This is a genomic window from Planctobacterium sp. R6 (assembly GCF_055755215.1).
In genome coordinates this window covers 59,443-83,791 of sequence record NZ_JBVTQY010000015.1, presented here as the reverse complement: position 1 = coordinate 83,791, position 24,349 = coordinate 59,443, and the positions used below count along the sequence as shown (strand labels likewise).

Below are 24,349 nucleotides of genomic sequence, written 5' to 3'. Positions count from 1 at the left end.
TGCATGGTGTGTCATCCTCTCGTTCTACTACGCTTGTGATGACACCTTCGGTTCAATACTTTGAGTAACGGGTACGTATTTTGGACAACAGCTTACAGAATCACTTTTTAATCGCCACGCCTTCGCTGGACGGTTCGTATTTTGGCAAAACAGTCACCTATATTTGCGAGCACAATGATCATGGTGCGATGGGCATTGTTATCAATCAAAGAACCGAACTAACCCTGAAACAGCTGTTGAATTTAACCGATGAAGAAGTGCGAATTGACGCGCAACACGAATCTCATCTGGTGATGGAAGGTGGACCGGTAAGCCGGGATCGCGGTTTCATCCTGCACACCTGCCAACCCGGCTGGAGTTCCAGTCTGGAATTAACTTCAGAAATCATGGTCACCACCTCGAAAGACATATTGCGGGTGATTGGCAATGAACAAGGCCCTGAAAAAGCCATTGTGGCCCTGGGTTATGCCGGCTGGTCTGCAGGTCAGCTGGAAGAAGAGCTGGAGAGCAACTCCTGGCTTACGTTAAAAGCCGATACTGATATATTGTTTAACGTTCCCATTGAACAGAAATGGGACAAAGCAATAGAAAAATTAGGTATCAACATTTGGCAATTGTCACCCCAAGTCGGACACGCCTGAGCCATTCAGGCAGAAGCACACCAGCAGTCCCGTTAATTATTTAAAGCCTGTTGATTGAGCGCAGCCCGGCAACTTAATCTCCTCCTTAAGATTCATTCATAATCCTTCATTTTTTAACCCGTGACGGCGGGATAAACTATGGATAAAATTCACTCTTATTCTAATTCCCAACACGACTCAGCATTAAAGCGGCCGGGAGTCGATGACTGAGAATGACAATGAGCATTTGCAAAATTGGTATTAGCCATAACGACCTGACACTGCCAAAACTGATACTGGTATTGGCGTTTTTGTGTCTTTGTGGAAGCTCGGTGGCACAGGAAGATAGTGTTTTAGATCAGGCGCGGAAACTGCAACAAAACGGGCAATCCCAGGCCCTGGTGGAGTATCTGATACCGGCCATTCACAACGGCGAGCTGCGCGGCAGAGACAAAATACTGGGTATCGATATGCTGGTGCGCACACACCTCTCTTTGGGGAATATAGAGCAGGCATTGGTTCACAATAGCCAGCTAAAACTGGAAGCTGAACACCTTAACGATGAGTTATACGTTGGCAGAGCGTTCCTCAACCATGGTGAAATTGTACAATCACAGGGAAAGCATCAGGAAGCCATCAGTCTTTTTAAACAAGCCTTAACCCACTATCAAACCGCCGGGGATGCTAAATTTATTGCCAACGCGCTGCTGGAACTCAGTTCATCTTACGGTCACATCAATCAAAATGTTGACGCGCTAAACTATGCGCAACAATCGCTAAAAATCGGCGAAGACATTGAAGATCTGGCTACCATTGCCAACGCCTACAACAGTATCGGCATGCAACATGACCGTATGGGAAATTTATCAGATGCGCTTGCCGCACACATGAAAACCATTGAGCTGGATCGACAACGGGGCGATATTGATGAATTGGCCACCAGCTATTTTAATGTCGCCAGTATCTACAAAAAGATGAAAGACTTTGAAAATGCACGATTCTTCACCCTTGAAACTTTGGCTCTGGATCTACCCGGCAACAATCCTGGCTTTTTAGGTCACGACTACAATATGCTGGCTGAACTTGATCTTGCCAGCCAAAATATCGACGCCGCACTGCAAAATGCAAAGCTGGCCGAACAGTATTTCGAATCCATCAATGCCGAAGGCCACCTGGGACAGGTGTACAACAATCTGGCCAGAATTTACTTACAAAACAACAATACCAAAGAAGCAACCACCTATGTTGACAGGGCAACAGCGCTCAATCAAAAAGTCGGCCAGGATAACCAATTGGCTCACAGCGCACTGATTAAAGCGGAAATTTTGATTGCAGAAAGTCGTTTTAGCGATGCTTTAGGCATCCTGGAAAACAAAATCGACGACACCCTGGAACAAAAAAACTTTGAGCATATCCGTACCCTTTTTTCGCTGCGCAGCGAGGCCTATGAGCGTTCAGGCCAGGCAGAAAAAGCACTGCAGGCTTACAAGGATTATTACCGCCTGAAAGATCAGTATGAAGCAGAAAATCACAGCAGCATTATGGCGCAACTGCAAAACCAGATGGACTATCTGCAAAAGGAGCACCGCATAGAATTGCTGGAAACTCAGTCAAACTTAAAACAGTTGCAACTGGAAAGTGCAGAGTTGGAGAAAAAGCTGTGGATCACCGGTTTGTTAATAGTCGTTTTATTACTGGCCATACTCGGCTACAAAGAACGAACCCGGCGCAAACTCGCAGCAATAGAGAAAAAGCTACTGGCCGATTCAGTGCAGCAAAAAAATGCCATGCTGGCGGAAGTGGCGCATGAACTCAGAAGCCCCCTGACCGCGCTTAAACTGCAAATTGAATCCTTGCAATACAACCTTGAAGATCAACCTGAAGTCGCGTACCAACGGCTTAACAACAAGATAGATGAATTGAACAGCCTGATCGAAGATCTGTACGATTTAGCCAGAGCAGACAATGGCTTGCTGAAACTCAATTTTGAACCGGTCAAAGTCAAGGCACTGCTACTGGAAATCACAGAGGGCTATCGGGAAGTCGTGGAGCACAAAGGCCTTAAGATCACCACCTCTGTGAATATTACTGAAGACGAACAATTCAATGTGGATGGCACACGGCTAAAGCAGGTAATTGCCAATTTACTGCGCAACAGCATCAATTATACGGATGCTCCAGGCACCATCAACTGCAGTGTTTCACGTCAGAATGACCAAGTACAAATCATTTTGGAAGACTCCGCTCCCGGTGTCTTACCGGAAGAAATTCCCAGATTATTCGAAAGAATGTATCGCGCCGATGGCACTAAAGATCATGATCAACATGGTTCGGGATTAGGCCTGTCTATTTGCAAAAGTTTGGTGGAGGCCCACAACGGCAAAATTAACGCTGAAGTTAGCCATTTAGGCGGACTAAAGATCAGCATCCAGCTTCCTGCAGACTTAGGCACTGATCACTTAAAAAAGGCAGCTTAACACCTTTCGGTTCAGATTTTCCCCATTATCCTGGGTGCGAAACAGCTTAAGCCGCAAGCACGGAACAGAGTCCGAGTATTTGGCCGCAGTTTAATGAACTGAAGTAGTTCAGACTCGCTCAGACAATACCAGACTCAGGTTCACTAAACGAAATGACATTCCAGTTTAAGATTCTAGTGGCGGCTGATACCGTAATCCGGTTATTAAGATATTGACGATTCATGGGCTGCTTCGTGCCAAAAGCGGTCATCAAAAAATTTTGTAATTGACCAATTCAAACAATCGTTTGCTCTTATATTCAGAAAAACAACCCAATTGGTTGTTTCTGTCCTCAGATCAGATATTGAGAATTCTCTAGCCTTCATAAACGGCTTTGCTTGGGTAAATTTGTTATCACTGGCACAAAGTATATAATCGACCCAAGTTAAAGTAGAAAAACACACAATTTGCGCACATATCAAATGTTATGCGAATAAAGGAAATTTCTAGATGACGGTAAGCGTGTTTTTAAGTCATAACCATCGCGACAAGGATTTTGTAAGAAAGCTTGCAAGAGACTTGGAGAGTCATGGTGTTCGCTATTGGCTTGACGAAGCGGAAATGAAAATAGGCGATTCATTGATAAAGAAAATACGAGAAGGTATTGATTCTGTCGACTTCTTCGCCGTTGTCTTGTCTCCTAATTCTGTTGAAGCACCTTGGGTTGTAAATGAACTTGATGTTGCTATGAATCATCAGATAAACGGTAAGCCTATTAAAGTACTCCCTATTCTGCTCAAAGAGTGTGAGCTTCCCGGATTTCTGATTGGGAAGCTGTATGGGGACTTTCAGAACGAAGCTCATTACGAAGACTCATTTAGAAAACTAATTAATAGTATCGGTTTGGTCTTCAATAAGAGCGTAATGATCTCTGAAAGAAGCTCAAGCAGTCTCGGCACTGCGCTAGATAAAGCTTTCTCGAAAAGTTTGCCTCTTATGTCAAAACCTTTTCATCGACCATTTCAATATATGGGAATGCCCATCCACAAGGCTGAAGCTGAGGTTGGAGCTACTGCGAACTCTGTAGGTAACATTATTGTCGAAAATGATGATTGCAGAATGCTCCTAGAGGCAGAAGGGAACTTTATTAGCTTTGTAGAAGTTGATCTTAAAGCCACTGCTCCACATAACCAAAATCAAGAATTCGACTCAGAACCTGTTCTTGGTGCTTTAAGCATAGGATTGACGGAACTTGATTTAGAAAGGAAGAAAACCCATTACCACACCTACTACGACCATAGAAGAAAGCTCAAAGTCAGCGTCTCATGCCTTTATGATGGGGCGCCGCTTACAGTGGCATTCAGTTCAAAATACTATGGTATGTAAATCGCGTAACAAAGCATTGCAGCGTATAAACCGCTGAATGCGGCGTTGTTAATGACTGTCCGTTCTAGTGTGTTCGCTGCCTTTCTTTGATGGACGCGATTAATCTCAGGTATCTGCTTAGATGCACCAGTGTGATTACGTTAAAATCGCTCGGTAGTTAGACTGTCACATACCCTTGGTAATTACACTAATTCACTCTAGCTAATTCAAATATTCGCGAACTTGGGCGTACGTCAGCACTTGGTAAACTTTTGCTAGCTCTTCTATATCTTGCCAAGTCACCCCGTGATGACCAATTGTTCTTTTACCAAAGAGTGGTTCAATTTCATTTACATAGACAATGCAGCGACCATCTCCTACATCTCTAAAAAGAACAAGATGATCATTTTTATGCCAATCTGCTCCTCCATAATTTTGGTCGTCACGATTGGGTGTACTTATCATTGCCCCTTTGGCGTGGGTGTAGGCTGAAACGTGGCACGAACCAAATTCCGAAGATTTTATGGTTTTACTATCAATCTGAGAAGCATCGAAATAACTGACTAGAAATTGCATAGCCACTTTTTTATTTCTGTGTTGGTTGCCATTTCCAAGATATAAAATCCTATCGGATAATTCTTCCATTTCGATCTCCTTGACTTTTTCAAGATCACCCTTAACCGCATAGGGTTTCAGTAGCTCTAATAACTCCGATGGTATCTCAGGTCTTCGGGGCAAAGGCTCTGGAGATTCCATCAACAGGTCTAGTAATTTAAAAGCTGTATCCTCGACTTTGTTTGCCCAGCGCGCTCTTTGTACTCGCTCTGCTGATGTCATTGGTTTATCACTATATGATTTTCTTGGTGCCATAATAGGAAGCTCATAAGGTTACAAAAGGGTGTAACGAAATGTTAGTGCATACATCAAGGTAGCGCAACACCCTTATGTAACTTTATTCAGGTCGACTCATTGTAAGTGGCTAATATAGTCCGCATTTGGGAGTAAAAAATGCCAACGTAATTGAGCAGTTTCGAATCACGTTTTTGCATCAATCCCATAGATATCTCTATTTCATCAGAAAAATATGCTAGTTAAATATCACGGTTATATTTTACTAGCACATCAAAGCATTCACGGTATTTACCGTTATCGTCAGCTAATTCTTTTTGAATTTGATTGCTCAAGCTAATACTGAACCATCTGCCAACTTCGTCTCGAAGCGGATAAATATAGCGATCATATTTAAGCCCAGAATAAGTGATCGGATAATGGCCAATACGCGGCAGTAAAGATTTAAGCTAGGCAGGGTCCGTTTTGGTGTGGCAGGAGTCAGTCTCATCACACAAATTGATCGACTACTTAAAGTGGGTGTCCTCGTTAATTCCGTTAATTAGTTTTCCGGAACTCCGGTGTTGTTTCGCATATTTCTTCGCTGCGCAAGGTTAAAACTTCATAGCCATTTTGGGTGACAAGTATTGTGTGCTCCCACTGTGCCGACAATCTTTTGTCCCGTGTCACCACAGTCCATCCATCTTTTTTCATTTTCGTTTTGTGAGTGCCCTGATTGATCATTGGCTCGATTGTAAAGGTCATTCCCGCCACAAGCGCCTGCCCCGTTTTAGGCTCACCAAAGTGCAACACCTGTGGCTCTTCATGCATCTGCTGCCCTATGCCATGTCCGCAATATTCGCGTACTACGCTAAAGCCATGTTTCCTGGCGTGAGTTTGAATCGCATGGCCAATGTCACCGAGGGTAGCGCCTGGTTTAACAGTTTCAATGCCTTTCCACATTGCCTGGTAGGTAACGTCAACTAATCGCCTGGCAACGGGAGAAACCTGGCCTATCAGGTACATTTTACTGCTATCCGCGATGTAACCATTTTTCTCCAGGGTAATATCAATGTTCACGATATCGCCCGATTTCAACTTTTTCGCTGCCGACGGTACCCCATGGCAAACGACGTCGTTTACTGAAGAGTTTAGTACATACTCATAACCATATTGGCCTTTACTGGAAGGACGCGCCTGTAATTCTTCGACAATATAGTTTTCAACAAAATCATTGATCTCAAGCGTTGACCGACCTGCCACCACAAATCGATCTAACTCGCTGAATACCTGCGCCAGCAGTTTTCCGGATTCACGCATCAACTCTATTTCTTGTTGCGATTTAACGTTATTGCTATTCATTGATCAGTCTTATTGTGGTGACGTTTTGAGCAAGCATTTCACGTTCTAAAATTTGCTCATAAGTTAGTTTTGGGTTTTGCTCCGCCAATCGTCCTATCTTGAGCCAGAACTCTGCCTGAGAGTTTATTGAACGCTCCATTACTGTACTCGTTTTTCTGACTTCATCATGAAGTTCGTCTGAAATTTTAACTATACCCATTCGCAATACCATTAACTACATTATATATACAATATGTATCATTTTACATCTTCTGTCTACCGCAGCATTTAAGTTTGAATAGTGCTAAACGAGGATTTTAAGCAGAATGTTGGTTGACGTTTTTCCCGATCAGATATGCGATTTTGTCAGCTGTAGTCCATGTCAGAATTAACAGAGAGAATTAGAAGGGAGAATTGTCAGAGTGAAACGTAAACCGCGGTTGCAACTCAGTAAAACGGAGAGCTCCCCCTCCGTTGTGCCGTATGTGTTACTTATTTAATTGCCAGTTCGGTGTTTAAGTATTTTAAGCAATATTCCTGAGCATCAGCATTGACTGATACCTCTTCATTACTTCTTAACTCAAGATAGATTGATATCACGTTATTTAGAGCATTCACCAAAGACGCCTTATCGTGACCTGCCAATGTCGTCTTCAATTTATCTGCAAAGCTCGGTAACCTTGTTTCCAGGTTTCTGACACCCGATGGCACCAGCCCGTTTTGCTGCAACGCCAGTGGCGAAAGCACCGTCGTTCTTAGAAAAGATAAAAATTCAATCGCCTCAAAGTACTCTCCCCGGGCTATTTTACCAACAGCATAGTGCACCCAAACCCAGAATCGGTTTTCAATCCAATTTATATCAGGCTGGGGATACTGATAATCAGAGGCAGCGTAGACTTTAGATAAACAATTTTGTCTCTCCCACAATACCTTAGTGTTGTCCACCCGATTAGCCGCGTCGTTTATTGTCACAAACTTAAAATCAACATGGAGCAATTCCGGCAGAAAAAGCGCAATAATCAAACGAGGCTCCCCAACATGTTCGCCCGTAAAACTGACTAAACACCCGCTGATGCTGTTAATCATTTTTAAGCGTGCATGCATTACCTCTTCAAAATCTGATGGGTCTGTCGCGATAACTAAATCTAAATCACTGTATCGATCCATATTATCGGATGCGAATGACCCCCCGGCTCCAATTCCCAGGATCCTGGCGTCTTTTGAAAGTTCGGTGATTATTGTATTGAGCAAGCGCTCATGTGCCGCAGAAAGCGTTTTTGGATAACTCATATTTTACCTGCTGTGATGTAAGGTTAAGAACTGCAAAAAGCAGTTAGTGCGGTAAAATTAGCGCAGCATTACAGCGTAAGGTGCAGGGGCATAAATTTCAATCAATTTGTACTTTTCGCTGGTCACACAACCACCACCGCTATCATTCTGACAGCCAGCAAGGTCAATAGTATTTTAATGGCGAGAATGATGTGTTCATTAGGTACAGCAAGTCGTAATTTAGTACCAATGAAAGAGCCAAGTATGGCGCCAGCCACCATAAAGAGTAGTAATTCTACGTTGCTAAAAAGCTCAGTGGTTACATAGGCAAACACCGGTATTTTCGCCAGGTGACTAATCGTCATAAACATGGAACTGGTGGCGATAATGTCATCTTTGGAATCCAGTTCTTTCGTTAACACAGATAGCGACAATGGCCCGGTTGCACCAACCACTAAGCCCAGACCCGTTTGCAAAAAACCGATAAGGTAATAGCTCTCAAACCGTTTTATAAAGTCCGCGAATTGAGCGCTCCACAGATTCAGCAGAATATACACACCAATCGCTAGTGGTACATAAGTGGTGGGTACACTGAGTAAAATGTAACCAAATAACAAACCCCCAAACAGTGAGCCAATGAAGAACTTAGGAAACAGTGCCCACCTGACATGAGACAATGAAAACACCATTCGTGAAGAATTGCTGGCAATTTGGGTTATGCCATGTATCGGGATGATTAAAGCGGGACTTAAAAATACAGGCAGGATGGCAATTAACAGCATACCACCGCCAAACCCCACCACACCTGCTATCGCGGAGGTGCACAGTGAGATAAAACCCAGAACAAGCTCAGTACTCAAAAAGTTACCTTAAGCAACAACATTTCATTTTTGGCCCTTAAATTGTCTGTAGGGGTGTTAACCCGACAGCCATCTTAACGTTAATAAAACAACTGCAGAAAATATCGAGCAACCCGGTGATTCTGATTACAATACTCCCAGTACTTTTAAGCTCGCCTTGCCGATTGCTACACGCTTTTTGCTGTCAGCCACTTCTTTGATATCCAGGTTTAAAGCAAAACTAAAAATTTGCTGGTCTTTCACTACCCAACCCACCCACCAGCCAACGCCTGGATCAGGAGCATTTTGCCAGCCAGTTTTACCATATAAAGTCCAGCCATCGCACTGTTCCATTAACACCATATTGCGGACAGTATTCTGAATTTCCGAGCTTACAGGTAACTTGTTTTGAGCAAAGCGCGCAAGAAATTCAACTTGTTCCTGAGCACTTATTTTTAGCGGTCCTTCTAACCAAAAAGTATCAACTGACGAGCCAAGCTCGGTATTGCCAAAAGCCATTTTATCTACAAACTTCTGCATATCCTTCATGCCAATTCGACGCGCCAGCTCCTGATAAATCGCAACGTTGGACAATTTAATCGCTTCCCTTAAACTCATGTCTCGCTCCCAAATTTTAAACGGCTGCGGTTTACCGCCATAAGGCAAGATGTCATCGGGGCTTTGCACAGCACCAACAGCGAGACCTATCATGCTATTAGGGATTTTGAAGGTAGATGCGGGGACATATTGTTTAACGGCTCTTTCCCGGTTATATCCTGTCATTTTGCCTGTCCTCACATCGTACAGAACAAAGGTGCCATTAACCTGGGCTGCATGGAACAATTCAGCAACCTCTGCGTTTTCCTGCCAACCAGATGCGTAACTATGAAGGCTGAAAATAAAAACTACTATAAGAATCAAAAACTTCATCTCAATCCTTTTTACTAATCTGAAAAGTAAATGTAAATCCGGTCCCAGCATACAGCACCGGCAATATTAAGACTCGAATTTCCCTACAATCTCTCGCTGCAGAGTTTACCAAAGCTTGCGTATTTCCTGTATACACGGCTCTGCACCGCTAAGGACGATCGAACTTTTGTCTGGCTTTCTCTGCCTTTTCACGAGAGTGACATCCGATTTGGTGATCATTGATCAATCCCATTGCCTGCATAAACGCGAACACGGTCGTGGGCCCAACAAACTTCCAGCCACGTTTTTTCAGATCTTTAGACAACGCCACAGACTCCGCTGAAGTGGATCGGGTTTGCGGCTCATGAGCACTTGTATCTGTCGGTTCAAAAGACCAAAAGTAAGCCGCCAGTGAGCCAAATTCCCGTTCCATGTCAATGGCTTTTTGGGCATTATTAATGACCGCTTCGATTTTACCCCGGTGCCTGACTATCCCTTTATTTTGCAGTAGTTCAGCAACATTGTTGTCGTTAAACCCGGATATGGCATGAAAATCAAAGTGAGCAAATGCGACTCTGAACGCATCTCTTTTCGCCAGGATAGTGCGCCAGCTCAATCCTGACTGAAAACCTTCAAGGCAAATTTTTTCAAATAACCTGCGATCATCCTTTACCGGAAAGCCCCACTCTGTATCGTGATACTCCGCAAACTCCTCGGTCGTCGCAGCCCAAGCGCAACGAATCACAGCGTCATTCTCTGTTTCTGCTATTGTCATATTCCGGCTCCTGGTTCAGGCTAAGAATGCTAAACGACTGTCAATTTTAGACGGTGCAATCTCATGGATTTCAGCGGTCACCACCCGCTGTTCTACGAATGGGTCCTGGGCAATCCTGTGCTGTAACTTATCCACCGCAGTATTGTGTGCAATGATTGACCCGCCTTTGCCTGGCTTGATACTACCCGCCAACAGAAATACACCATCATCAAATCCTTGTTGCAACCAGGCGTTGTGTGCCGCCATCAACTCACCGGCCTGAGCCTTGTTTTCCGAAAATGTCAAAAATACGATAAACATCTAGTTATTCCTCTCGTTTGCTGAATTCGCTGTGTCGCTGCGGTGTAACTCATCAATCCATATGCACATCGCAGTGACTTCGCGTTTTACATAATTAAAGTCGCCAAAGGCACTGCCTAAAACCGCGACCCCCTGACTCCATGACAACACCCGCATCGCATATTCATCAGCCTTGTCTGATTCGGCGATCTCCGTAAATTGCTGCCGCAACCAGACGCGAAATAACGCAAATACTTTTTGCGCGTCTTTATTTTCAGGATCGCGTTTTACCAATTCATTAGACAGCGTACCTACCGGACAGCCAAAGAATCTGATTTTGTCCCAGTTTTGAATAACAATATTGATGTAGTGTTTGATCCTTTCTTGCGGCCCGGTGCTGGCGTCCTCCCAGTGCTGCAACATATTCGCCGTTTCGTTTAACCGAAAGCCCACCACCGCATTCAATAAAGCGTCTTTAGATTTGAAGTGGTGGTACAAGTTTCCTTTTGAGATGCCAAGCCGACTGGCAACATGCAAAAAAGACGTGGCCTCAAATCCCTGCTCATAAAACAGGTCACTGGCTACAGCAATGATTTTTTCCCGGGTATTCACATTCACAGTCGATGCCTCTGGTGCAGCTTATTAACTGAGCTGGTACTTACACATTAAATGCGTTTATTAGTATGCAACTACACCCTGAGTTTAGGACGATCGTCCCAACAACACAATAGGACGGTCGTCCTATTTTATAATTACATGAATTTCCTGGTAATTTTCTTTTTGCAGGCGACTGCAACGGTCAATAAATCTGGATTTACCGGTAATTTTCGGGAAACTGGACCAGTAATACCTACATTCACTTTGAAAAACGCTGAAAATACAGCTGTAATTAGGGCCATAACACTCTTTCAGTAGTACCGGGGCACCGCCTCACAAACTGATAGTTTCCGGAGATCATGATGCAGAAAATCGCATATTTAACCTTGATAATTTTGCTGTGGAGCTTCAGCCCGGTCCAAGCTGTTGAAATTGGTTTCAGTGGCATGGCCAGAATAAATGCCGACTCTTTTCTGGTAGTCACCGACAAAAAAGGCTATCAACAGGGGGACCGCCTGGGCGTGTTAAAAACCCGAACCGATGCGATACCGAAATATACTGCCATCAGCATTGCCGACTGGAAGCACAGCGACGGCCAGGCCAGCGATCTGGAGTCGGTCTGCCAGCTCCCGGGGAAAAGTAACGAGTTTCTGCTGGCGGAATCCGGCTACTGGAAGGGTCAATTTGGCCGACTTTTTCACATTGCCTTGACTATACCCACTGCCGTTGTCAAAACCGTGTATCAATTACCGATGTTAATAGGCAGCGATGACAAAATTGATGGTGATAACTTCGAAGGTATCGTCTGCCTTGAACACAACCGTAAATTCTATGTAGTGTTAGGAGAAAGAGGCGGAAGTGAGGCCTACCCAAATGGTGTGCTGCGCATCGGCGTTTTAGATTATGATCGAAGTCTGCTTTCCTGGGATGAATATCAGGACAAAGCTGTCACTGTTGTCGCTCCTGAATCGTGGGGCAATCCTCAGCTCAGACGTACTATTTCAGATCTGCATCTGGACAATCAGGGTACGGTTTGGGCCGTTGCCACCGAGGATGCTGGTGATGAAGGCCCATTTCGTTCAATTGTATACCCTGCAGCGTCGGTTACCGATGCGACACACTCAGAGCCGCTGCAAAGGGTCAATGCCCCCAAAATATTCTGGCAGATTGATGGATTTAAGGTAGAAGCGTTAGCCGCTCCCGCAGCAACGGTTCCGGGCAGTGTGATGAGCATTGGAACAGAAGACGAGTCTTACGGTGGCACCTGGCGACCATTATTTGCGGCGCCGCAGTAAACCATAGATTGCGCTCTAATGAAGCCAGAAGCTGTGACATTGATCCGGTCGCCTTCGCATAAAACCGGTCCTATTAATCCGGTTTTAACAAAAACTGGTTTAATACAGAGCACAGTCTGATTACAATTCGCTGTATGACAAACTACCCCATGGCAAAAATTCCAGTTCACCATGAATACACTTCTCGGATTTGATTTTGGTACCCGCAGTATTGGCGTTGCCGTTGCGCAGGCGATAACAGGTACTGCAGCACCACTGGAGGCATTAAAAGCCACTGATGGCATACCCGACTGGCAGAAAGTGGAAGCCTTATTTGCAGAGTGGCAACCTGATCGCGTGGTGGTGGGATTACCGCTGAATATGGATGGCACCTGGCAACAGGTAACCTATGGCGCCCAGAAGTTTGCCAACCGCTTGTCCAATCGCTTCAGAATGCCAATAGATACCTACGATGAGCGCCTGACTACCGCCGCCGCCAAAGAAAAGTTATTTGAATTGGGCGGCTATAAAAAACTGCAGAAAGGCAAAATAGACAGTGTTTCTGCCTGTTTGATTGCAGAAAGTTGGTTAGAGAATGTCTATTATCAGGAATAAGCTGCCAATTTAGTCACTCCGTTCCTTGAATCACTCCATCAGGGTGGAAATTCAGTGCCGCATTGCCAGCAGATTTCAAAGCTGGCTTCGTTTTCTTCCTGACACTGGCGGCAAATCCAGGGGCTGCCCTGCACTTCAGAAGCTTCAAATTCAGCAATCAATTTGCTGGCCCGGTTAAACCACTCATTGTCGGTTAACCAGATTTCTGGCCAGGCATCAAACGGGGAAATTTCCCCGACACCGCCAATGGCAAATTCGTTTTTGATAAAGCAGGGAATACCGTAACTATCCAGCAGATCTTTAATCTGCTGGATGCGTAAACGATTTTCACTGCAAAACACTTTTACCAAGTTGTTATACCATTTCCATTATATATTTGCCCACCTCAGTGGGTGATGAAAAGCATTTATTCGCTACATCCCTGTAGCTCACCTGCTTCGCAGGCCAGCTAAAGCTGTTCTATGCTGTTCCTACAGCATTTGGTAGACAAGGCGGATGTTTGCCGGTCTAGTGGGCCTAAATCAAAAACATCCAACACAGTATAAATGCTTTTCAGCCCCATCGTAGACGCGCCTCAGGAACATTATTTCTTTGTTGTGCGAAGTTCACAAGACCACCAGTATTCTTTCATTCGCACGCCTCGAACTAATGTCCCTGAGGCTGCGCTGAGAGGGTAAATATACAATAGAAATGGTATCTATCAGTCCATATCGATTGTTACGTCACTCAATGAGCCCAGGGTGTTACCCGCATCACTGTCCAGTTTGATCATCAGACGCAAATCATTGGGCGAATCAGCATGATGCAGCGCCTGATCCATGGTGATCTTTTCTGCTTTTAGCAGATCATACAGTGCCATATCAAAACTCTGCATCCCCATCTCTTTGCCTTTTCTCATGGCTTCTTTCAGGCCGGAGATTTCGCTGCGCTGGATCATGTCCGTCACCAGTGGCGAGTTGAGCAATATCTCAATGGCGGCAACGCGCCCTTTACCATCCACGGTGGGTACCAGCTGCTGGGCCACAATCGCCCGCATATTCAGGCTCAAATCGTAGCGCAATTTGGCGTGTTGCTCTGGTGGCGCTAAATGCATAATACGCTCAATCGCCTGGTTGGCGTTATTGGCGTGCAAGGTGGCCACACATAAATGCCCGGTGTCAGCAAAAGACATGGCGTATTCCATGATTTCCATGGAGCGAATTTCACCAATCAGAATAACATCCGGTGCCTGACGCAAGGAGCTTTTCAGGGCTTCGTCAAATGACAGGGTATCAATACCCACTTCCCGTTGCGTAATGACGCAATTCTGGTGTTCGTGCACAAACTCGATGGGATCTTCAATGGTCAGGATATGACCATAGGAGTTCTTATTGCGATGGCCAATCAGGGCGGCCAGTGAGGTGGATTTACCGGTACCGGTTCCCCCGACAAACAAGATCAGACCGCGCTTGGCCATAATGATGTCTTTTAATACCGGCGGTAGCCCAAGGTCTTCCGCATTGGGGATTTGGGTGACGATACGACGCACTACCATACCCGCCTGATCCCGTTGCCAAAATGCACTGCAACGAAAACGCCCGATGCCTTCGCGCACGATGGCGAAGTTACACTCCCGCGATTGAGCAAATTCTGCCCGTTGTTTTTCGTTCATGGCCTGATGTACCAGGCTCAGGGCACCGGCTTCATCCTGTGCCCCCTTTTGCAGCGGGGTCATTTTGCCGTTAATCTTTGAGCTTACCGGAAAACCGGCGGTCACAAACAGGTCGGAACCGCCTTTGTCCACCATAAACTTCAAAAATGCGTCTAACTCAATTGCCATTGTTCTGTTCTCTCATTATTCCCGGACGGCTTTCGCCGTTCCGGATTAGTCCATTTTAGTAAAGCCAGCCCAGCACTTATCCGCCGAAGCCACTTTGTTTATTGGTGCTCTTCGATGCGGCATCCTGAGGAGAAATCAGCCCCTGAGCCACCAATTTTTGCAAACACTGATCCATAGTCTGCATACCGTGTTGCATACCGGTCTGAATTACCGAGTACATCTGCGCCACTTTGTCTTCGCGGATCAGGTTTTTGATAGCCGGGATACCCACCATAATTTCATGGGCGGCAACACGACCACCACCCACCTTTTTCAGCAGAGTTTGTGAAATAACCGCACGGATAGATTCCGACAACATGGAACGTATCATGGCTTTTTCTTCCGCCGGGAACACGTCGATAATACGGTCTATGGTTTTTGGCGCAGAGTTGGTGTGCAGTGTACCAAACACCAGGTGACCGGTTTCTGCCGCACTGATGGCTAATCGGATGGTTTCCAGATCCCGCAATTCACCCACCAGGATGATATCCGGATCTTCCCGCAACGCAGAGCGCAATGCATTGTTAAAACTATGGGTATCGCGGTGCACTTCGCGCTGGCTGATCAGGCACAGTTTGTTTTGATGCACAAATTCGATGGGATCTTCAATGGTCAGTATGTGTTCCCGCTTGGAACTATTGATGTAATCAATCATAGCTGCCAGCGTGGTACTTTTACCCGAACCTGTGGCCCCGGTAACCAATACTATGCCAGTGGGATGCTGAATAATTTCCCGGAAGATATCCGGAGCACCCAACTGATCCAACGTTAACACTTCGCTGGGAATGGTCCGCAACACCGCTGCAGCACCGCGGTTTTGCACAAATGCGTTTACACGAAAACGGGCCAGGTCTTTGACCTCAAAAGAAAAATCCGTTTCCAGATTTTCTTCGTACTCTTTGCGCTGCTTGTCGTTCATGATTTCATAGACCAGCGCTTTAACCTGCTTGTCATTGAGAGGATCGATATTGAGTTTTCGCATTTCCCCATCAACCCGAATAATGGGTGGCAACCCTGCAGAAAGGTGTAAATCGGATGCTTTATTCTTGACACTGAAAGCCAAAAGTTCGGTAATATCCACGGTGTTAACTCCGTACAGTTTAATTTTTAATGAGTATATGAATACAAAAATAGCAGATAGCCTGCAAAGCGCACTGGAAACTATCCATCAGGCTGCTCAATCGGTCAATAGACAAGCAACAGAAATAAAATTGCTGGCGGTCAGCAAAACCAAACCCGCCGTTATGGTAGAAGAAGCCTGGCAGGCTGGGCAAAGGGCATTTGGCGAGAACTATGTGCAGGAAGGACTGCAAAAAATTGCTGATACCCGCCATTTAGAAGACATCGAATGGCATCTCATCGGGCCATTGCAATCCAATAAATGTAAGCCGGTGGCTGAACATTTTGACTGGGTACAAAGTGTAGACAGGGCTAAGATTGCACAACGCCTCAATGACAATCGCCCGGAAAATCTGCCGCCACTCAATGTCTGTCTGCAGGTGAACATCAGCGCTGAAAGCAGTAAATCCGGTCTGTCTGAATCAGAGGTTTTGTCTTTGGCCGACAGCATTGTACAAACCATGCCACGGCTGCAATTGCGGGGTTTGATGGCCATTCCCTCCAATACCGATGATGAGCAAAAATTGTGTGCTGAATTTCAACAAATGCAGCAACTCTTTAGCCAACTGCAACTAAGCTATGATAAGGTAGACACCCTTTCGATGGGTATGAGCGGCGATGTGGCGCTGGCCATTGCTAAAGGCAGCACCATGGTGCGTATCGGCACCGCAATATTTGGCGCCCGCTCCCCAAAACTATAAACCGTTAACGGAGTTTCGCTTTGCAAAAATCTACTATTGCCTTTATCGGCGCAGGAAATATGAGTCGTGCCATCATCTCTGGATTGGTATCCGGCAACTACCCCACTGACGCAATTATGGCAAGCAACCCGTCCACTCCCAAACTCGACGGCCTGAAAGCTGAATTTGGCATTCTGACCACCCAGGACAATGTCGAAGCCATTAATTTTGCCGATGTGGTGGTGCTATCAGTAAAGCCTCAATTAATGGCCGAAGTCTGCGCTGCATTCAGTGAAAAGTGCGACCTGACCGGCAAGTTATTCGTTTCCGTCGCGGCAGGCATCAATGCTGCAAGATTGCAGGAGATGTTAGGTGGTCAGTACCCGCTGATCCGCACTATGCCCAATACCCCCTGTGCACTGGGTAAAGGGGTTGTAGGCTTGTACGCTTCACCTGAGGTTAGCGACGAACAAAAGGCGTTTGCACAATCTCTGATGGCCAACACCGGAGAGGTGATTACGGTAGACCAGGAGTCCATGATAGACGGCGTGATTGCAGCGGCAGGCAGCAGTCCGGCTTACTTCTTTTTATTCTTAGAAGCTATGCAGAAAAAAGCCATTGAGCTGGGCTTCAGTAATGAACAATCACGGGTGATGGTGCAGCAAGCCATGCTGGGCGCTGCAGAAATGGTTTGTCACAACCCACAACTTGAATTATCCGAACTTAGAGCCCAAGTCACCTCTAAGGGCGGCACTACGGCTAAGGCTGTAGAACACTTACAAAATAGCGGCTTAGAAGATATTGTTGCAGGCGCAATGCAGGCAGCTATTGACCGGGCCAGGGAAATGTCGGAATTGTTTTAGGAAACTCTATGAACGCAACCTATTTTTTAATCAGTACCCTGTTTGATTTGTACCTGATGGTGGTTTTATTGCGCCTGTGGTTACAACTGGTTCGGGCTGATTTTTACAATCCTTTCAGTCAGTTTGTGGTTAAAGCCACCCACCCCATTGTGGCTCCTTTGCGCCGAATTTTACCCTCTATCGGCTCACTGGATACCGCCACTTTAGTATTGGCTCTGGCAATAGGTATGCTCAAGGTAACCGTGCTGGCACTGATGTTTGGCACCGGCCCGGTTACCCCGGTTGCGATAGCATTTTCGGGTGCCATTGTAGTATTCAAGGAAATATTCTCACTACTGTTTTGGGTATTGGTGATCCGGGCGTTATTAAGCTGGTTTAGTCAGGGTTACAATCCGGTTGAACTCGTGCTGCACCAGTTAACAGAGCCATTGTTAGCCCCCATCAGAAAGATCATTCCCCCAATGGGCGGACTGGATTTATCGGTACTGGTGGCGTTGTTAGGGCTGCAGTTTATCCAGCTATTGCTGCAAGACTTAATTCCGTTCTTTTAACGCTTCGGAGAACCATCATGGCTAGATTGATTAAAGTGCGCTTACTTACGTTGTTGCTGTGCAGCGTCGCGGCATTATTTAATGCCGCTAACGCCGAGCAGTACGAAACTCTGGGCAACTGGGATGTGCACTATATTGTGATTAACACCAGCTTTCTGACTCCGGAAGTAGCCCGTGCTTACGGCATTCAACGCAGTCAGTTTCAGGGGCTGGTGAACATATCAGTATTGGATAAAGATAGCCATGAAGCCCAGTCCGTCTCGGTAATGGGTGATGCCACCAACCTCCTGGGCACCAAAAAATCACTCACCTTTAAAGAAGTTAAAGAAGGTGATGCCATATACTATCTGGCGGTACTGCCTTTCAGGGATCAGGAACAATATCGCTTTAACATCAATATCCAACACGGTAACGAACAACAAACGCTGAAGTTTAAACACAAATTTTACAGCGAATAATCAGCAACTACCCACTGAATTCGGCCTCCGGTTCTGATTGAGGCCCTTTCCCCTTGCTCAAGTTAATGAAATACGATAAAACGTAAACTAAATGTAAACATATTTCAGTTTCAGCGCAAAAATCGCTAAATATTGGCTATAATTCCATGACAAAGCGCCAAAACTGTAATTTGTTTTCGTTTTACTCAAGGTCTGACAGTGTGCAGACGTTAACTGTGAATTGAATAAGTATAAGACGGCCCAATCTATGAGATTAAATTCTGCGTTTTTGATCATCATCTCGATGTGCATCTCCATAACGACCTCTGCGGCAGAAATTGCCGTTAAACACCCTAACGTTGACCCCAACTCACCGCGCGATTACTGGCCCGTAGAATTACTCAAAATGGCGTTGCGCTATGATACCGCCAATACCTATAACACCTCTCCGGCTGCTGAGCAGGAGGTCAACCAGGCGCGATTAAAAAGTATGATGAACGATGGTTCATTACACGTTTTCTGGATTGGTACCTCCACCGAAGTTGAGCAAGAATTCAGACCGGTAAGAGTTCCCTTGTTTAAAGGCCTGCTGGGTCACCGTATTTTTATTATCCGGCAAGGCGACCAGGCAAAATTTAGCCGGGTCAATACCATGTCAGACTTGTTACAACTGCAGGCCGGCCAGGGGCGATTCTGGTCAGATACTCCGATACTGGAGTCAGCAGGTATTGAGGTGGTAAAGCCAGTCAAATACATCAACCTGTTTCATATGTTAGATGGCGGCCGATTTGATTATTTTCCAAGAGCTGTTCACGAGCCCTGGTCAGAAGTGAACCGCGATCCTAAGTTATCGCTGACCATTGAAACCGATTTAATGCTCATTTATCCCATGCCCCTGTATTTCTTTACGGCAATAGACAATATTGAGTTGGCTTCGGCAATTGAATCCGGGTTGCGCAAGAGTGTCGCCGACGGTACCTTCGACAAGATGTTTTTTGAAAACCCGGATATTCGCTCTGCACTGGAAAAAACAAATGTTGCCCGTCGCAAGGTATTTCGCATAGATAACCCCAGTTTGTCGCCGCAAACACCGCTGGACGAAAAAGAATTGTGGTTTGATATTGAGAGCGTATCGAATCTTTAGTTCCCTTCGAATCAATTCGCAGGTGTAATCCTTTTTACACCTGCGCAATACAAAATTGTTAAAATTTTTCATTCTGAGTCTCATTTTACTAATCACCTGATACCAGCCAGATATAGAGCAGTATTCTGAGCGAGCAATTCTTTATTCTGATTGGTATCACCAGCCAATTCGGCTAGCATTAATATTTTTCAATAATCCTTGCCTTCTGTGCACGGTTACGTAGACTAGACAGTCTTATATAAGATACATGTTTTAATCAATTTAGTGGCTGGAATGATGAATCTTCGCAAAAGTAATCTCACAAAACTGGGTAAACAAGACTTTGACGTGCTAATCATTGGCGGTGGCATCAATGGCGCAGTATCCGCATCGTCTCTGGCTGCCAAAGGGGCCAAAGTGGCTCTGATCGACAAAGGCGATTTTGCCGGATTCACCAGCTCTAACTCTTCAAACCTGGCCTGGGGAGGCATCAAATATCTCGAATCCCATGAATATGGACTGGTCTACAAATTGTGTAAGAGTCGCAATCACCTTATGCGCCAGTATCCCTCAACAGTGCAGGAAATTCGGTTTTTAACCAGTATTCAAAAAGGCTTCCGCTTCCCGCCCTTTATGGTATTCCTGGGCACCATTTTGTACTGGATGATTGGCAAGTTTTTCACAATCGCCCCTAAATTTCTCAGCGCCGGAAACATCAAAAAATTAGAACAGGTGGTCAACACCCAAAACGTAGCCGGTGGATTTGAGTATTCTGACTGCTATTTACACGATAACGACGCCCGCTTTGTATTTAATTTTATTCGCCAGGGCATGAGTTACGGATGTATCGCCGCCAATTACGTGGAAGCCAGCAATGCCGTCTACGAAGATGGCCTGTGGCAAACCCAGGCAAGAGATACGATCAGCGGCGAAACCTTTACTATTCGCTCAAAAGTGTTCATCAACGCCGCCGGCCCGTTTGTCGATACCATCAACCAAACCATCCGGCAACAAACTGAGCATCACCATGTATTTTCAAAGGGCATCCATTTAATTGTGAAGCAAATAACCGATAGCGGTAAAGTGCTGACCTTCTTTGCTGATGATGGCCGTTTGTTTTTTGTCATTCCGATGGGGCGACGCACCTGTATTGGCACCACCGATACCCAGGTTGACTCGCCCTATTCCAGCGTTACCGAAGCTGACAGACAATTTGTTTTAGACAATGTAAACCGCTTGCTGGACCTGGATGAACCCCTGACTCAGGCTGATATCATCGCCGAACGTTGCGGGGTCAGACCGCTGGCCATCAAAGGCAAAAATGGCAAGGCGGACTGGGTGCAACTCAGCAGAAAACACGCAGTGGACATCAATCCTGCATACAAGCACCTGTCCATTTTTGGCGGTAAACTAACCGATTGTATTAATGTCGGCGATGAAATCGCGCACGAAGTCGAGAAGCTCGGGATCCATCTCCCCTACCGAGAACAGAAATGGTACGGTGAACCCGGGGATGCAGTAAAGCAAGAGTTTCTCCATCGCGCCCGGTTAATGGATTTGGATGCTATGACACCGGAAGGTGCCTCAGAACCGCTGACACAACGATTCTGGCGGCGCTATGGACGTAACGCCATTAGTATGTTGGAGAGTATTCGTGAAGACGCCAGCAAAGCCGAACGACTGATCGCCAATGCTGAGTACCTGAGAGTGGAAATAGAGCATGCAGCCCGTAGGGAAATGGTGACTAAACTGGAAGATTTTCTGCGCCGCCGCTCCAAAATTTCGCTGGTAGTGCGTCACGAAGAGATCCTGGCGGCTCCGGGACTGCGGGAAGCCTGTGATATCTTATTTGGTGACGAAGCAGAAGCCAAACTGCAGGAGTACATTCAGGATATGGCCAGCAATTCCAGCCGGTAAAAATCCTTGTGCCCTCAGGGTTAATGTCACAATTACAATTCGCCATACGCGGTTGCAGAAACTCTGATTGTCTATCGGTCCCGTTTAACACAGCGATAGTGATATTTTGCCAAAAATACAGCAGGTCCAGATAATTTACCCAAAAGCCACTTTTAGCACCTGATTTATATAACATTTTTATTAAATTTGGAGGTGAGCTATAGGCATTTATAGAATTATAGTTATAATCGTTTTCGATTATAGGCTTCGGGCAGGACAGCAATGGGCAAAGATTCGAAAGAAAAGAGCAGGATTGAAAAAAACCTGGATAAAATCGCTGCTACAGAAATCAAACGCCATATTAAAGCTGAAATGGCGCTGGCGGGTTTAACTTATAAAGATCTCGCTGAGCGAATGTGCCAATTAGGCCGCCCTATCTCAGAGCAAAGCTTGCGCAACAAGGTAAGTAAAGGCTCACACCGAACCACATGGTATTGGGATCTGATGCGCGTGATCCGCAGCAACCCGGAAACTCCAATCCTGCCACCTCAGCAGTCTGAAGAAGATTAATCCCATGCCTGGCTCAACAGGCTCTAATACTCTGATGCACAAATTCCAGCTTGGCGATAACCTTAGGCGACAGTACAAAGGGGTAGGCATGACTATGTCCCATACTGCGGTTCAGACTATTCAAGGCATAGGTTAGCGGCAGCCAATGCTCAATAATGATTTTAAAATCTGACTGATTGTAGGGGTTAAACTCAACATCGGCTTCATAACCCTCCGATTTGGCCGCTCTTGGTCGCACCTGTAAATCAAATTGATACGCGGTTTCGAGTGTATCTACAATATGTAAATAGTGTGCAAAACTCTCCGCCCAGTCCTCCCAGGCATGGCTACTGGCGTAACTACTGACATAGTCATTTTGCCAGTTTTCAGGTGGGCCTGACGCGTAGTGAGATTGCAACGCCTGCGAATAGTCGCGGGTTTCATCGCCAAACACCGCCCTACAAGTCTCCAGCAGCGGACTATTTGCGATAAGTCGATCCCAGTAATAGTGCCCTGACTCGTGCCTGAAATGACCCAAAATGGTCCGGTATGGCTCCGCCATTTGATGTCTCATACGCTCCCGCTCAGCAGGATCAGCTTCTGCAAGATTGATGGTAATATGTCCCTGGCTGTGCCCCGTCATAACCCGCTCACGTTCAGAAAATTGCGCCGGAGAATCACTTAAAAACGAAAAGGACAAACCGGCCACTGTATCCTGCTCTTTGCCCGTTAATGGCAACCCCAGCTGAATGACGCTGTATATCAGGCGTCGCTTTTCTTTTTCCATCGTATGCCACAGGGATAAGTTACCTTCAGTGGCCAAATTGGGGATGGTGTCATTCAGTCGGCAAGCGCGGCAGTATTCTTCGTTGTCCGATTCGGCCACCAACCAGTTGCAGACATTGTGTTCAGAATAGTTTTTACACTTCCTGTACGCAGCAGATGCCCCCACAGGAATGCGGTTTTCAGTGACATCGTCCTGCAGGGCCACAATACTCAGAATCTCAGGGGCAAAGCCTATCTGGTGCCCGCACTGGGTGCAGACAACGTTCTCAAAATACAACAAATTACGACAAACCGGACAATTGAATAAACGCATGTTAACCCCTCTGACATTGATGCAATACAGACGGCCCTGGCTTGCAGAAAGTCACATCAGCCTTCGAGTTTATGGAAGTATTCACCGACGATGCGATTGCGCCCTTCACTTTTAGCCCTGTACAGTAATTTGTCAGTCATTTTGACCAATGTATCTGCAGCCTGGTCTACCGGAAAGGCCGTACACAGACCACTGCTAAAGGTAGCGTAGTCGGCCACGGCTGAAGCAGCATGAGGAATCGCCAGCGCCGCGAAATCTTGTAACAGCCCCTGCATTATTTTCGTGGCCTGCTCGAGGTCACAATCAAATAAAATGACAGCAAATTCCTCACCGCCGTATCGGGCCACAAAGTCTGAACCACGCTTGATGTTGGACTGTAAACAATCAGCCATGGACTTCAAACACTCATCCCCTGCCGGATGACCATAAATATCGTTGTATTGTTTAAAAAAGTCGATATCAATCAATGCCAGTGAGATGGGCGCTGAAATGCGACGGGCGTGACTCCAGGATTTTTCTAAATAGTCATTAAATGCACGTCGGTTGGAAATTTCTGTCAGGCCGTCTATACGTGCCAAATTTGCCAGCAATTCAGTTTTGCGAATAAGCTGTGCCTGAAGGTCTACACGCGCTTTTAGCACCGAGACATTGATTGGCTTTGAGATGTAATCACTGGCGCCTAATTTGAGGCCTTCTATTTCGTCTGATGGCTTATCTTTGCCGGTGATAAAAATAATATTCAGGTCGCCATAGAGATCGTGATTGGCTTTAACTTCCCGGCAGATATCCAGACCACTGCCATCCGGTAACCCAATATCCAGTAGCAGTATTTCAAAAGGTTGAGTCTGGAGCTTTTGCATCGCCTCAGCTTTATTGGCGGCGATGGTCAGGCGATAATTTTCTTCCAACTTTTCAGCAATGATTTGCTGACTGGCAGCGTCATCTTCCACAATGAGGATGCGATAGTTGTATTGTGAATTAGGCATAGGTCACAGTCCTGTAGGTCA

At 45.9% G+C, this 24,349-nt stretch carries 26 protein-coding genes; 12 read left to right on the top strand and 14 right to left on the bottom strand.

The annotated features are described in order from the left end of the window. The first annotated feature begins 80 nt into the window (after nt 1-80). The 3 genes from AC0J20_RS11705 (at nt 81) to AC0J20_RS11695 (ending at nt 4,462) form a co-directional block, all read left to right on the top strand. Complete coding sequence (locus AC0J20_RS11705) at nt 81-641, top strand: YqgE/AlgH family protein (protein WP_229529046.1); 561 nt, start codon at nt 81-83, stop codon at nt 639-641. 218 nt (nt 642-859) lie between these two features. Further along, nucleotides 860-3,097 (top strand): ATP-binding protein, encoded by a 2,238-nt coding sequence (locus AC0J20_RS11700; protein ID WP_473021777.1) that lies wholly within the window; start codon nt 860-862, stop codon nt 3,095-3,097. A gap of 489 nt (nt 3,098-3,586) precedes the next feature. Further along, the gene (locus AC0J20_RS11695) at nt 3,587-4,462 is read left to right on the top strand and encodes a toll/interleukin-1 receptor domain-containing protein (RefSeq protein WP_473021776.1); all 876 of its coding nucleotides are present in this window, start codon (nt 3,587-3,589) and stop codon (nt 4,460-4,462) included. Between the two features lie 201 nt (nt 4,463-4,663). On the opposite strand, the gene AC0J20_RS11690 is transcribed toward AC0J20_RS11695, so the two are convergent. The 9 genes from AC0J20_RS11690 to AC0J20_RS11650 all read right to left on the bottom strand — a co-directional run bounded on the left by AC0J20_RS11690 (nt 4,664) and on the right by AC0J20_RS11650 (nt 11,299). After that, the gene (locus AC0J20_RS11690; RefSeq protein ID WP_473021775.1) at nt 4,664-5,311 is read right to left on the bottom strand and encodes a hypothetical protein; all 648 of its coding nucleotides are present in this window, start codon (nt 5,309-5,311) and stop codon (nt 4,664-4,666) included. A 516-nt stretch (nt 5,312-5,827) separates the two neighbouring features. Then, entirely contained in the window at nt 5,828-6,631 is an 804-nt protein-coding gene (gene map / locus AC0J20_RS11685) for a type I methionyl aminopeptidase (RefSeq protein WP_473021774.1), read from the bottom strand. Next, nucleotides 6,624-6,830 carry a ParD-like family protein gene (locus tag AC0J20_RS11680; protein WP_229529050.1) on the bottom strand — a complete coding sequence of 69 codons (207 nt, stop codon included), beginning with the start codon at nt 6,828-6,830 and terminating at the stop codon, nt 6,624-6,626. The genes map and AC0J20_RS11680 overlap by 8 nt, the downstream gene beginning before the upstream one ends. A 272-nt stretch (nt 6,831-7,102) precedes the next feature. Continuing rightward, nucleotides 7,103-7,900 carry a nucleotidyltransferase domain-containing protein gene (locus tag AC0J20_RS11675; RefSeq protein ID WP_473021773.1) on the bottom strand — a complete coding sequence of 266 codons (798 nt, stop codon included), beginning with the start codon at nt 7,898-7,900 and terminating at the stop codon, nt 7,103-7,105. Between the two features lie 122 nt (nt 7,901-8,022). Beyond that, complete coding sequence (locus AC0J20_RS11670) at nt 8,023-8,739, bottom strand: sulfite exporter TauE/SafE family protein (RefSeq protein WP_473021772.1); 717 nt, start codon at nt 8,737-8,739, stop codon at nt 8,023-8,025. A gap of 126 nt (nt 8,740-8,865) precedes the next feature. Continuing rightward, nucleotides 8,866-9,648 carry a class D beta-lactamase gene (blaOXA, locus tag AC0J20_RS11665; protein ID WP_473021791.1) on the bottom strand — a complete coding sequence of 261 codons (783 nt, stop codon included), beginning with the start codon at nt 9,646-9,648 and terminating at the stop codon, nt 8,866-8,868. A gap of 148 nt (nt 9,649-9,796) precedes the next feature. Continuing rightward, nucleotides 9,797-10,402: a DNA-3-methyladenine glycosylase I gene (locus AC0J20_RS11660; RefSeq protein ID WP_473021771.1), complete on the bottom strand. Its 606-nt coding sequence runs from the start codon at nt 10,400-10,402 to the stop codon at nt 9,797-9,799. Between the two features lie 15 nt (nt 10,403-10,417). Further along, nucleotides 10,418-10,702 carry a YciI family protein gene (locus AC0J20_RS11655; protein ID WP_229529054.1) on the bottom strand — a complete coding sequence of 95 codons (285 nt, stop codon included), beginning with the start codon at nt 10,700-10,702 and terminating at the stop codon, nt 10,418-10,420. Continuing rightward, nucleotides 10,703-11,299, bottom strand: a complete 597-nt coding sequence (locus tag AC0J20_RS11650) for a TetR/AcrR family transcriptional regulator (protein ID WP_473021770.1) — start codon at nt 11,297-11,299, stop codon at nt 10,703-10,705. A 338-nt stretch (nt 11,300-11,637) separates the two neighbouring features. Between AC0J20_RS11650 and AC0J20_RS11645 the strand changes: the two genes are divergently transcribed. Together AC0J20_RS11645 and ruvX are read left to right on the top strand one after the other, a co-directional pair. Continuing rightward, entirely contained in the window at nt 11,638-12,573 is a 936-nt protein-coding gene (locus AC0J20_RS11645; RefSeq protein WP_473021769.1) for a hypothetical protein, read from the top strand. 171 nt (nt 12,574-12,744) lie between these two features. Beyond that, on the top strand, nt 12,745-13,167 hold the full coding sequence (gene ruvX, locus AC0J20_RS11640; protein WP_229529057.1) for a Holliday junction resolvase RuvX: 423 nt from the start codon (nt 12,745-12,747) through the stop codon (nt 13,165-13,167). 38 nt (nt 13,168-13,205) lie between these two features. Here ruvX and AC0J20_RS11635 read toward each other — a convergent pair whose 3' ends face one another. The 3 genes from AC0J20_RS11635 to AC0J20_RS11625 form a co-directional block, all read right to left on the bottom strand. Continuing rightward, a complete protein-coding gene (locus tag AC0J20_RS11635; RefSeq protein WP_473021790.1) occupies nt 13,206-13,508 on the bottom strand; it encodes a putative signal transducing protein in 303 nt (100 codons plus the stop codon). Nucleotides 13,509-13,867: 359 nt separating this feature from the next. Further along, on the bottom strand, nt 13,868-14,986 hold the full coding sequence (locus AC0J20_RS11630) for a PilT/PilU family type 4a pilus ATPase (protein WP_473021767.1): 1,119 nt from the start codon (nt 14,984-14,986) through the stop codon (nt 13,868-13,870). A gap of 76 nt (nt 14,987-15,062) precedes the next feature. Next, nucleotides 15,063-16,106, bottom strand: a complete 1,044-nt coding sequence (locus tag AC0J20_RS11625) for a type IV pilus twitching motility protein PilT (protein WP_229529058.1) — start codon at nt 16,104-16,106, stop codon at nt 15,063-15,065. Between the two features lie 37 nt (nt 16,107-16,143). On the opposite strand from AC0J20_RS11625, the gene AC0J20_RS11620 reads away from it, so the two are divergent. The 7 genes from AC0J20_RS11620 (at nt 16,144) to AC0J20_RS11590 (ending at nt 22,264) form a co-directional block, all read left to right on the top strand. Beyond that, nucleotides 16,144-16,845 carry a YggS family pyridoxal phosphate-dependent enzyme gene (locus AC0J20_RS11620; protein WP_473021766.1) on the top strand — a complete coding sequence of 234 codons (702 nt, stop codon included), beginning with the start codon at nt 16,144-16,146 and terminating at the stop codon, nt 16,843-16,845. A 20-nt stretch (nt 16,846-16,865) separates the two neighbouring features. Beyond that, a complete protein-coding gene (gene proC, locus AC0J20_RS11615; RefSeq protein WP_229529060.1) occupies nt 16,866-17,687 on the top strand; it encodes a pyrroline-5-carboxylate reductase in 822 nt (273 codons plus the stop codon). Between the two features lie 8 nt (nt 17,688-17,695). Beyond that, the gene (locus AC0J20_RS11610) at nt 17,696-18,238 is read left to right on the top strand and encodes a YggT family protein (RefSeq protein WP_229529061.1); all 543 of its coding nucleotides are present in this window, start codon (nt 17,696-17,698) and stop codon (nt 18,236-18,238) included. Between the two features lie 17 nt (nt 18,239-18,255). Beyond that, nucleotides 18,256-18,696: a DUF4426 domain-containing protein gene (locus AC0J20_RS11605; RefSeq protein ID WP_229529062.1), complete on the top strand. Its 441-nt coding sequence runs from the start codon at nt 18,256-18,258 to the stop codon at nt 18,694-18,696. A gap of 247 nt (nt 18,697-18,943) precedes the next feature. Then, nucleotides 18,944-19,819, top strand: coding sequence for a diguanylate cyclase (locus tag AC0J20_RS11600; protein ID WP_229529063.1), 876 nt, complete (start codon nt 18,944-18,946; stop codon nt 19,817-19,819). 273 nt (nt 19,820-20,092) lie between these two features. Beyond that, the gene (locus AC0J20_RS11595; RefSeq protein ID WP_473021765.1) at nt 20,093-21,715 is read left to right on the top strand and encodes a glycerol-3-phosphate dehydrogenase/oxidase; all 1,623 of its coding nucleotides are present in this window, start codon (nt 20,093-20,095) and stop codon (nt 21,713-21,715) included. 261 nt (nt 21,716-21,976) lie between these two features. Next, a complete protein-coding gene (locus AC0J20_RS11590; protein WP_229529065.1) occupies nt 21,977-22,264 on the top strand; it encodes a DUF6471 domain-containing protein in 288 nt (95 codons plus the stop codon). A gap of 13 nt (nt 22,265-22,277) precedes the next feature. On the opposite strand, the gene AC0J20_RS11585 is transcribed toward AC0J20_RS11590, so the two are convergent. After that, nucleotides 22,278-23,342: a zinc-binding metallopeptidase family protein gene (locus AC0J20_RS11585; protein WP_473021764.1), complete on the bottom strand. Its 1,065-nt coding sequence runs from the start codon at nt 23,340-23,342 to the stop codon at nt 22,278-22,280. 56 nt (nt 23,343-23,398) lie between these two features. Then, the gene (locus tag AC0J20_RS11580; protein ID WP_229529067.1) at nt 23,399-24,328 is read right to left on the bottom strand and encodes a GGDEF domain-containing response regulator; all 930 of its coding nucleotides are present in this window, start codon (nt 24,326-24,328) and stop codon (nt 23,399-23,401) included. Between the last annotated feature and the right edge of the window lie 21 nt (nt 24,329-24,349).

Coding starts and splice junctions, on each gene's coding strand:
- map (WP_473021774.1), bottom strand. CDS start 6,631: ATGAATAGCAATAACGTTAAATCGCAACAAGAAATAGAGTTGATGCGT.
- AC0J20_RS11695 (WP_473021776.1), top strand. CDS start 3,587: ATGACGGTAAGCGTGTTTTTAAGTCATAACCATCGCGACAAGGATTTT.
- AC0J20_RS11675 (WP_473021773.1), bottom strand. CDS start 7,900: ATGAGTTATCCAAAAACGCTTTCTGCGGCACATGAGCGCTTGCTCAAT.
- AC0J20_RS11580 (WP_229529067.1), bottom strand. CDS start 24,328: ATGCCTAATTCACAATACAACTATCGCATCCTCATTGTGGAAGATGAC.
- AC0J20_RS11655 (WP_229529054.1), bottom strand. CDS start 10,702: ATGTTTATCGTATTTTTGACATTTTCGGAAAACAAGGCTCAGGCCGGT.
- AC0J20_RS11595 (WP_473021765.1), top strand. CDS start 20,093: ATGATGAATCTTCGCAAAAGTAATCTCACAAAACTGGGTAAACAAGAC.
- AC0J20_RS11645 (WP_473021769.1), top strand. CDS start 11,638: ATGATGCAGAAAATCGCATATTTAACCTTGATAATTTTGCTGTGGAGC.
- AC0J20_RS11620 (WP_473021766.1), top strand. CDS start 16,144: ATGAATACAAAAATAGCAGATAGCCTGCAAAGCGCACTGGAAACTATC.
- AC0J20_RS11660 (WP_473021771.1), bottom strand. CDS start 10,402: ATGACAATAGCAGAAACAGAGAATGACGCTGTGATTCGTTGCGCTTGG.
- AC0J20_RS11690 (WP_473021775.1), bottom strand. CDS start 5,311: ATGGCACCAAGAAAATCATATAGTGATAAACCAATGACATCAGCAGAG.
- AC0J20_RS11680 (WP_229529050.1), bottom strand. CDS start 6,830: ATGGGTATAGTTAAAATTTCAGACGAACTTCATGATGAAGTCAGAAAA.
- AC0J20_RS11700 (WP_473021777.1), top strand. CDS start 860: ATGAGCATTTGCAAAATTGGTATTAGCCATAACGACCTGACACTGCCA.
- AC0J20_RS11630 (WP_473021767.1), bottom strand. CDS start 14,986: ATGGCAATTGAGTTAGACGCATTTTTGAAGTTTATGGTGGACAAAGGC.
- AC0J20_RS11605 (WP_229529062.1), top strand. CDS start 18,256: ATGGCTAGATTGATTAAAGTGCGCTTACTTACGTTGTTGCTGTGCAGC.
- ruvX (WP_229529057.1), top strand. CDS start 12,745: ATGAATACACTTCTCGGATTTGATTTTGGTACCCGCAGTATTGGCGTT.
- AC0J20_RS11600 (WP_229529063.1), top strand. CDS start 18,944: ATGAGATTAAATTCTGCGTTTTTGATCATCATCTCGATGTGCATCTCC.
- AC0J20_RS11585 (WP_473021764.1), bottom strand. CDS start 23,342: ATGCGTTTATTCAATTGTCCGGTTTGTCGTAATTTGTTGTATTTTGAG.
- AC0J20_RS11610 (WP_229529061.1), top strand. CDS start 17,696: ATGAACGCAACCTATTTTTTAATCAGTACCCTGTTTGATTTGTACCTG.
- AC0J20_RS11590 (WP_229529065.1), top strand. CDS start 21,977: ATGGGCAAAGATTCGAAAGAAAAGAGCAGGATTGAAAAAAACCTGGAT.
- blaOXA (WP_473021791.1), bottom strand. CDS start 9,648: ATGAAGTTTTTGATTCTTATAGTAGTTTTTATTTTCAGCCTTCATAGT.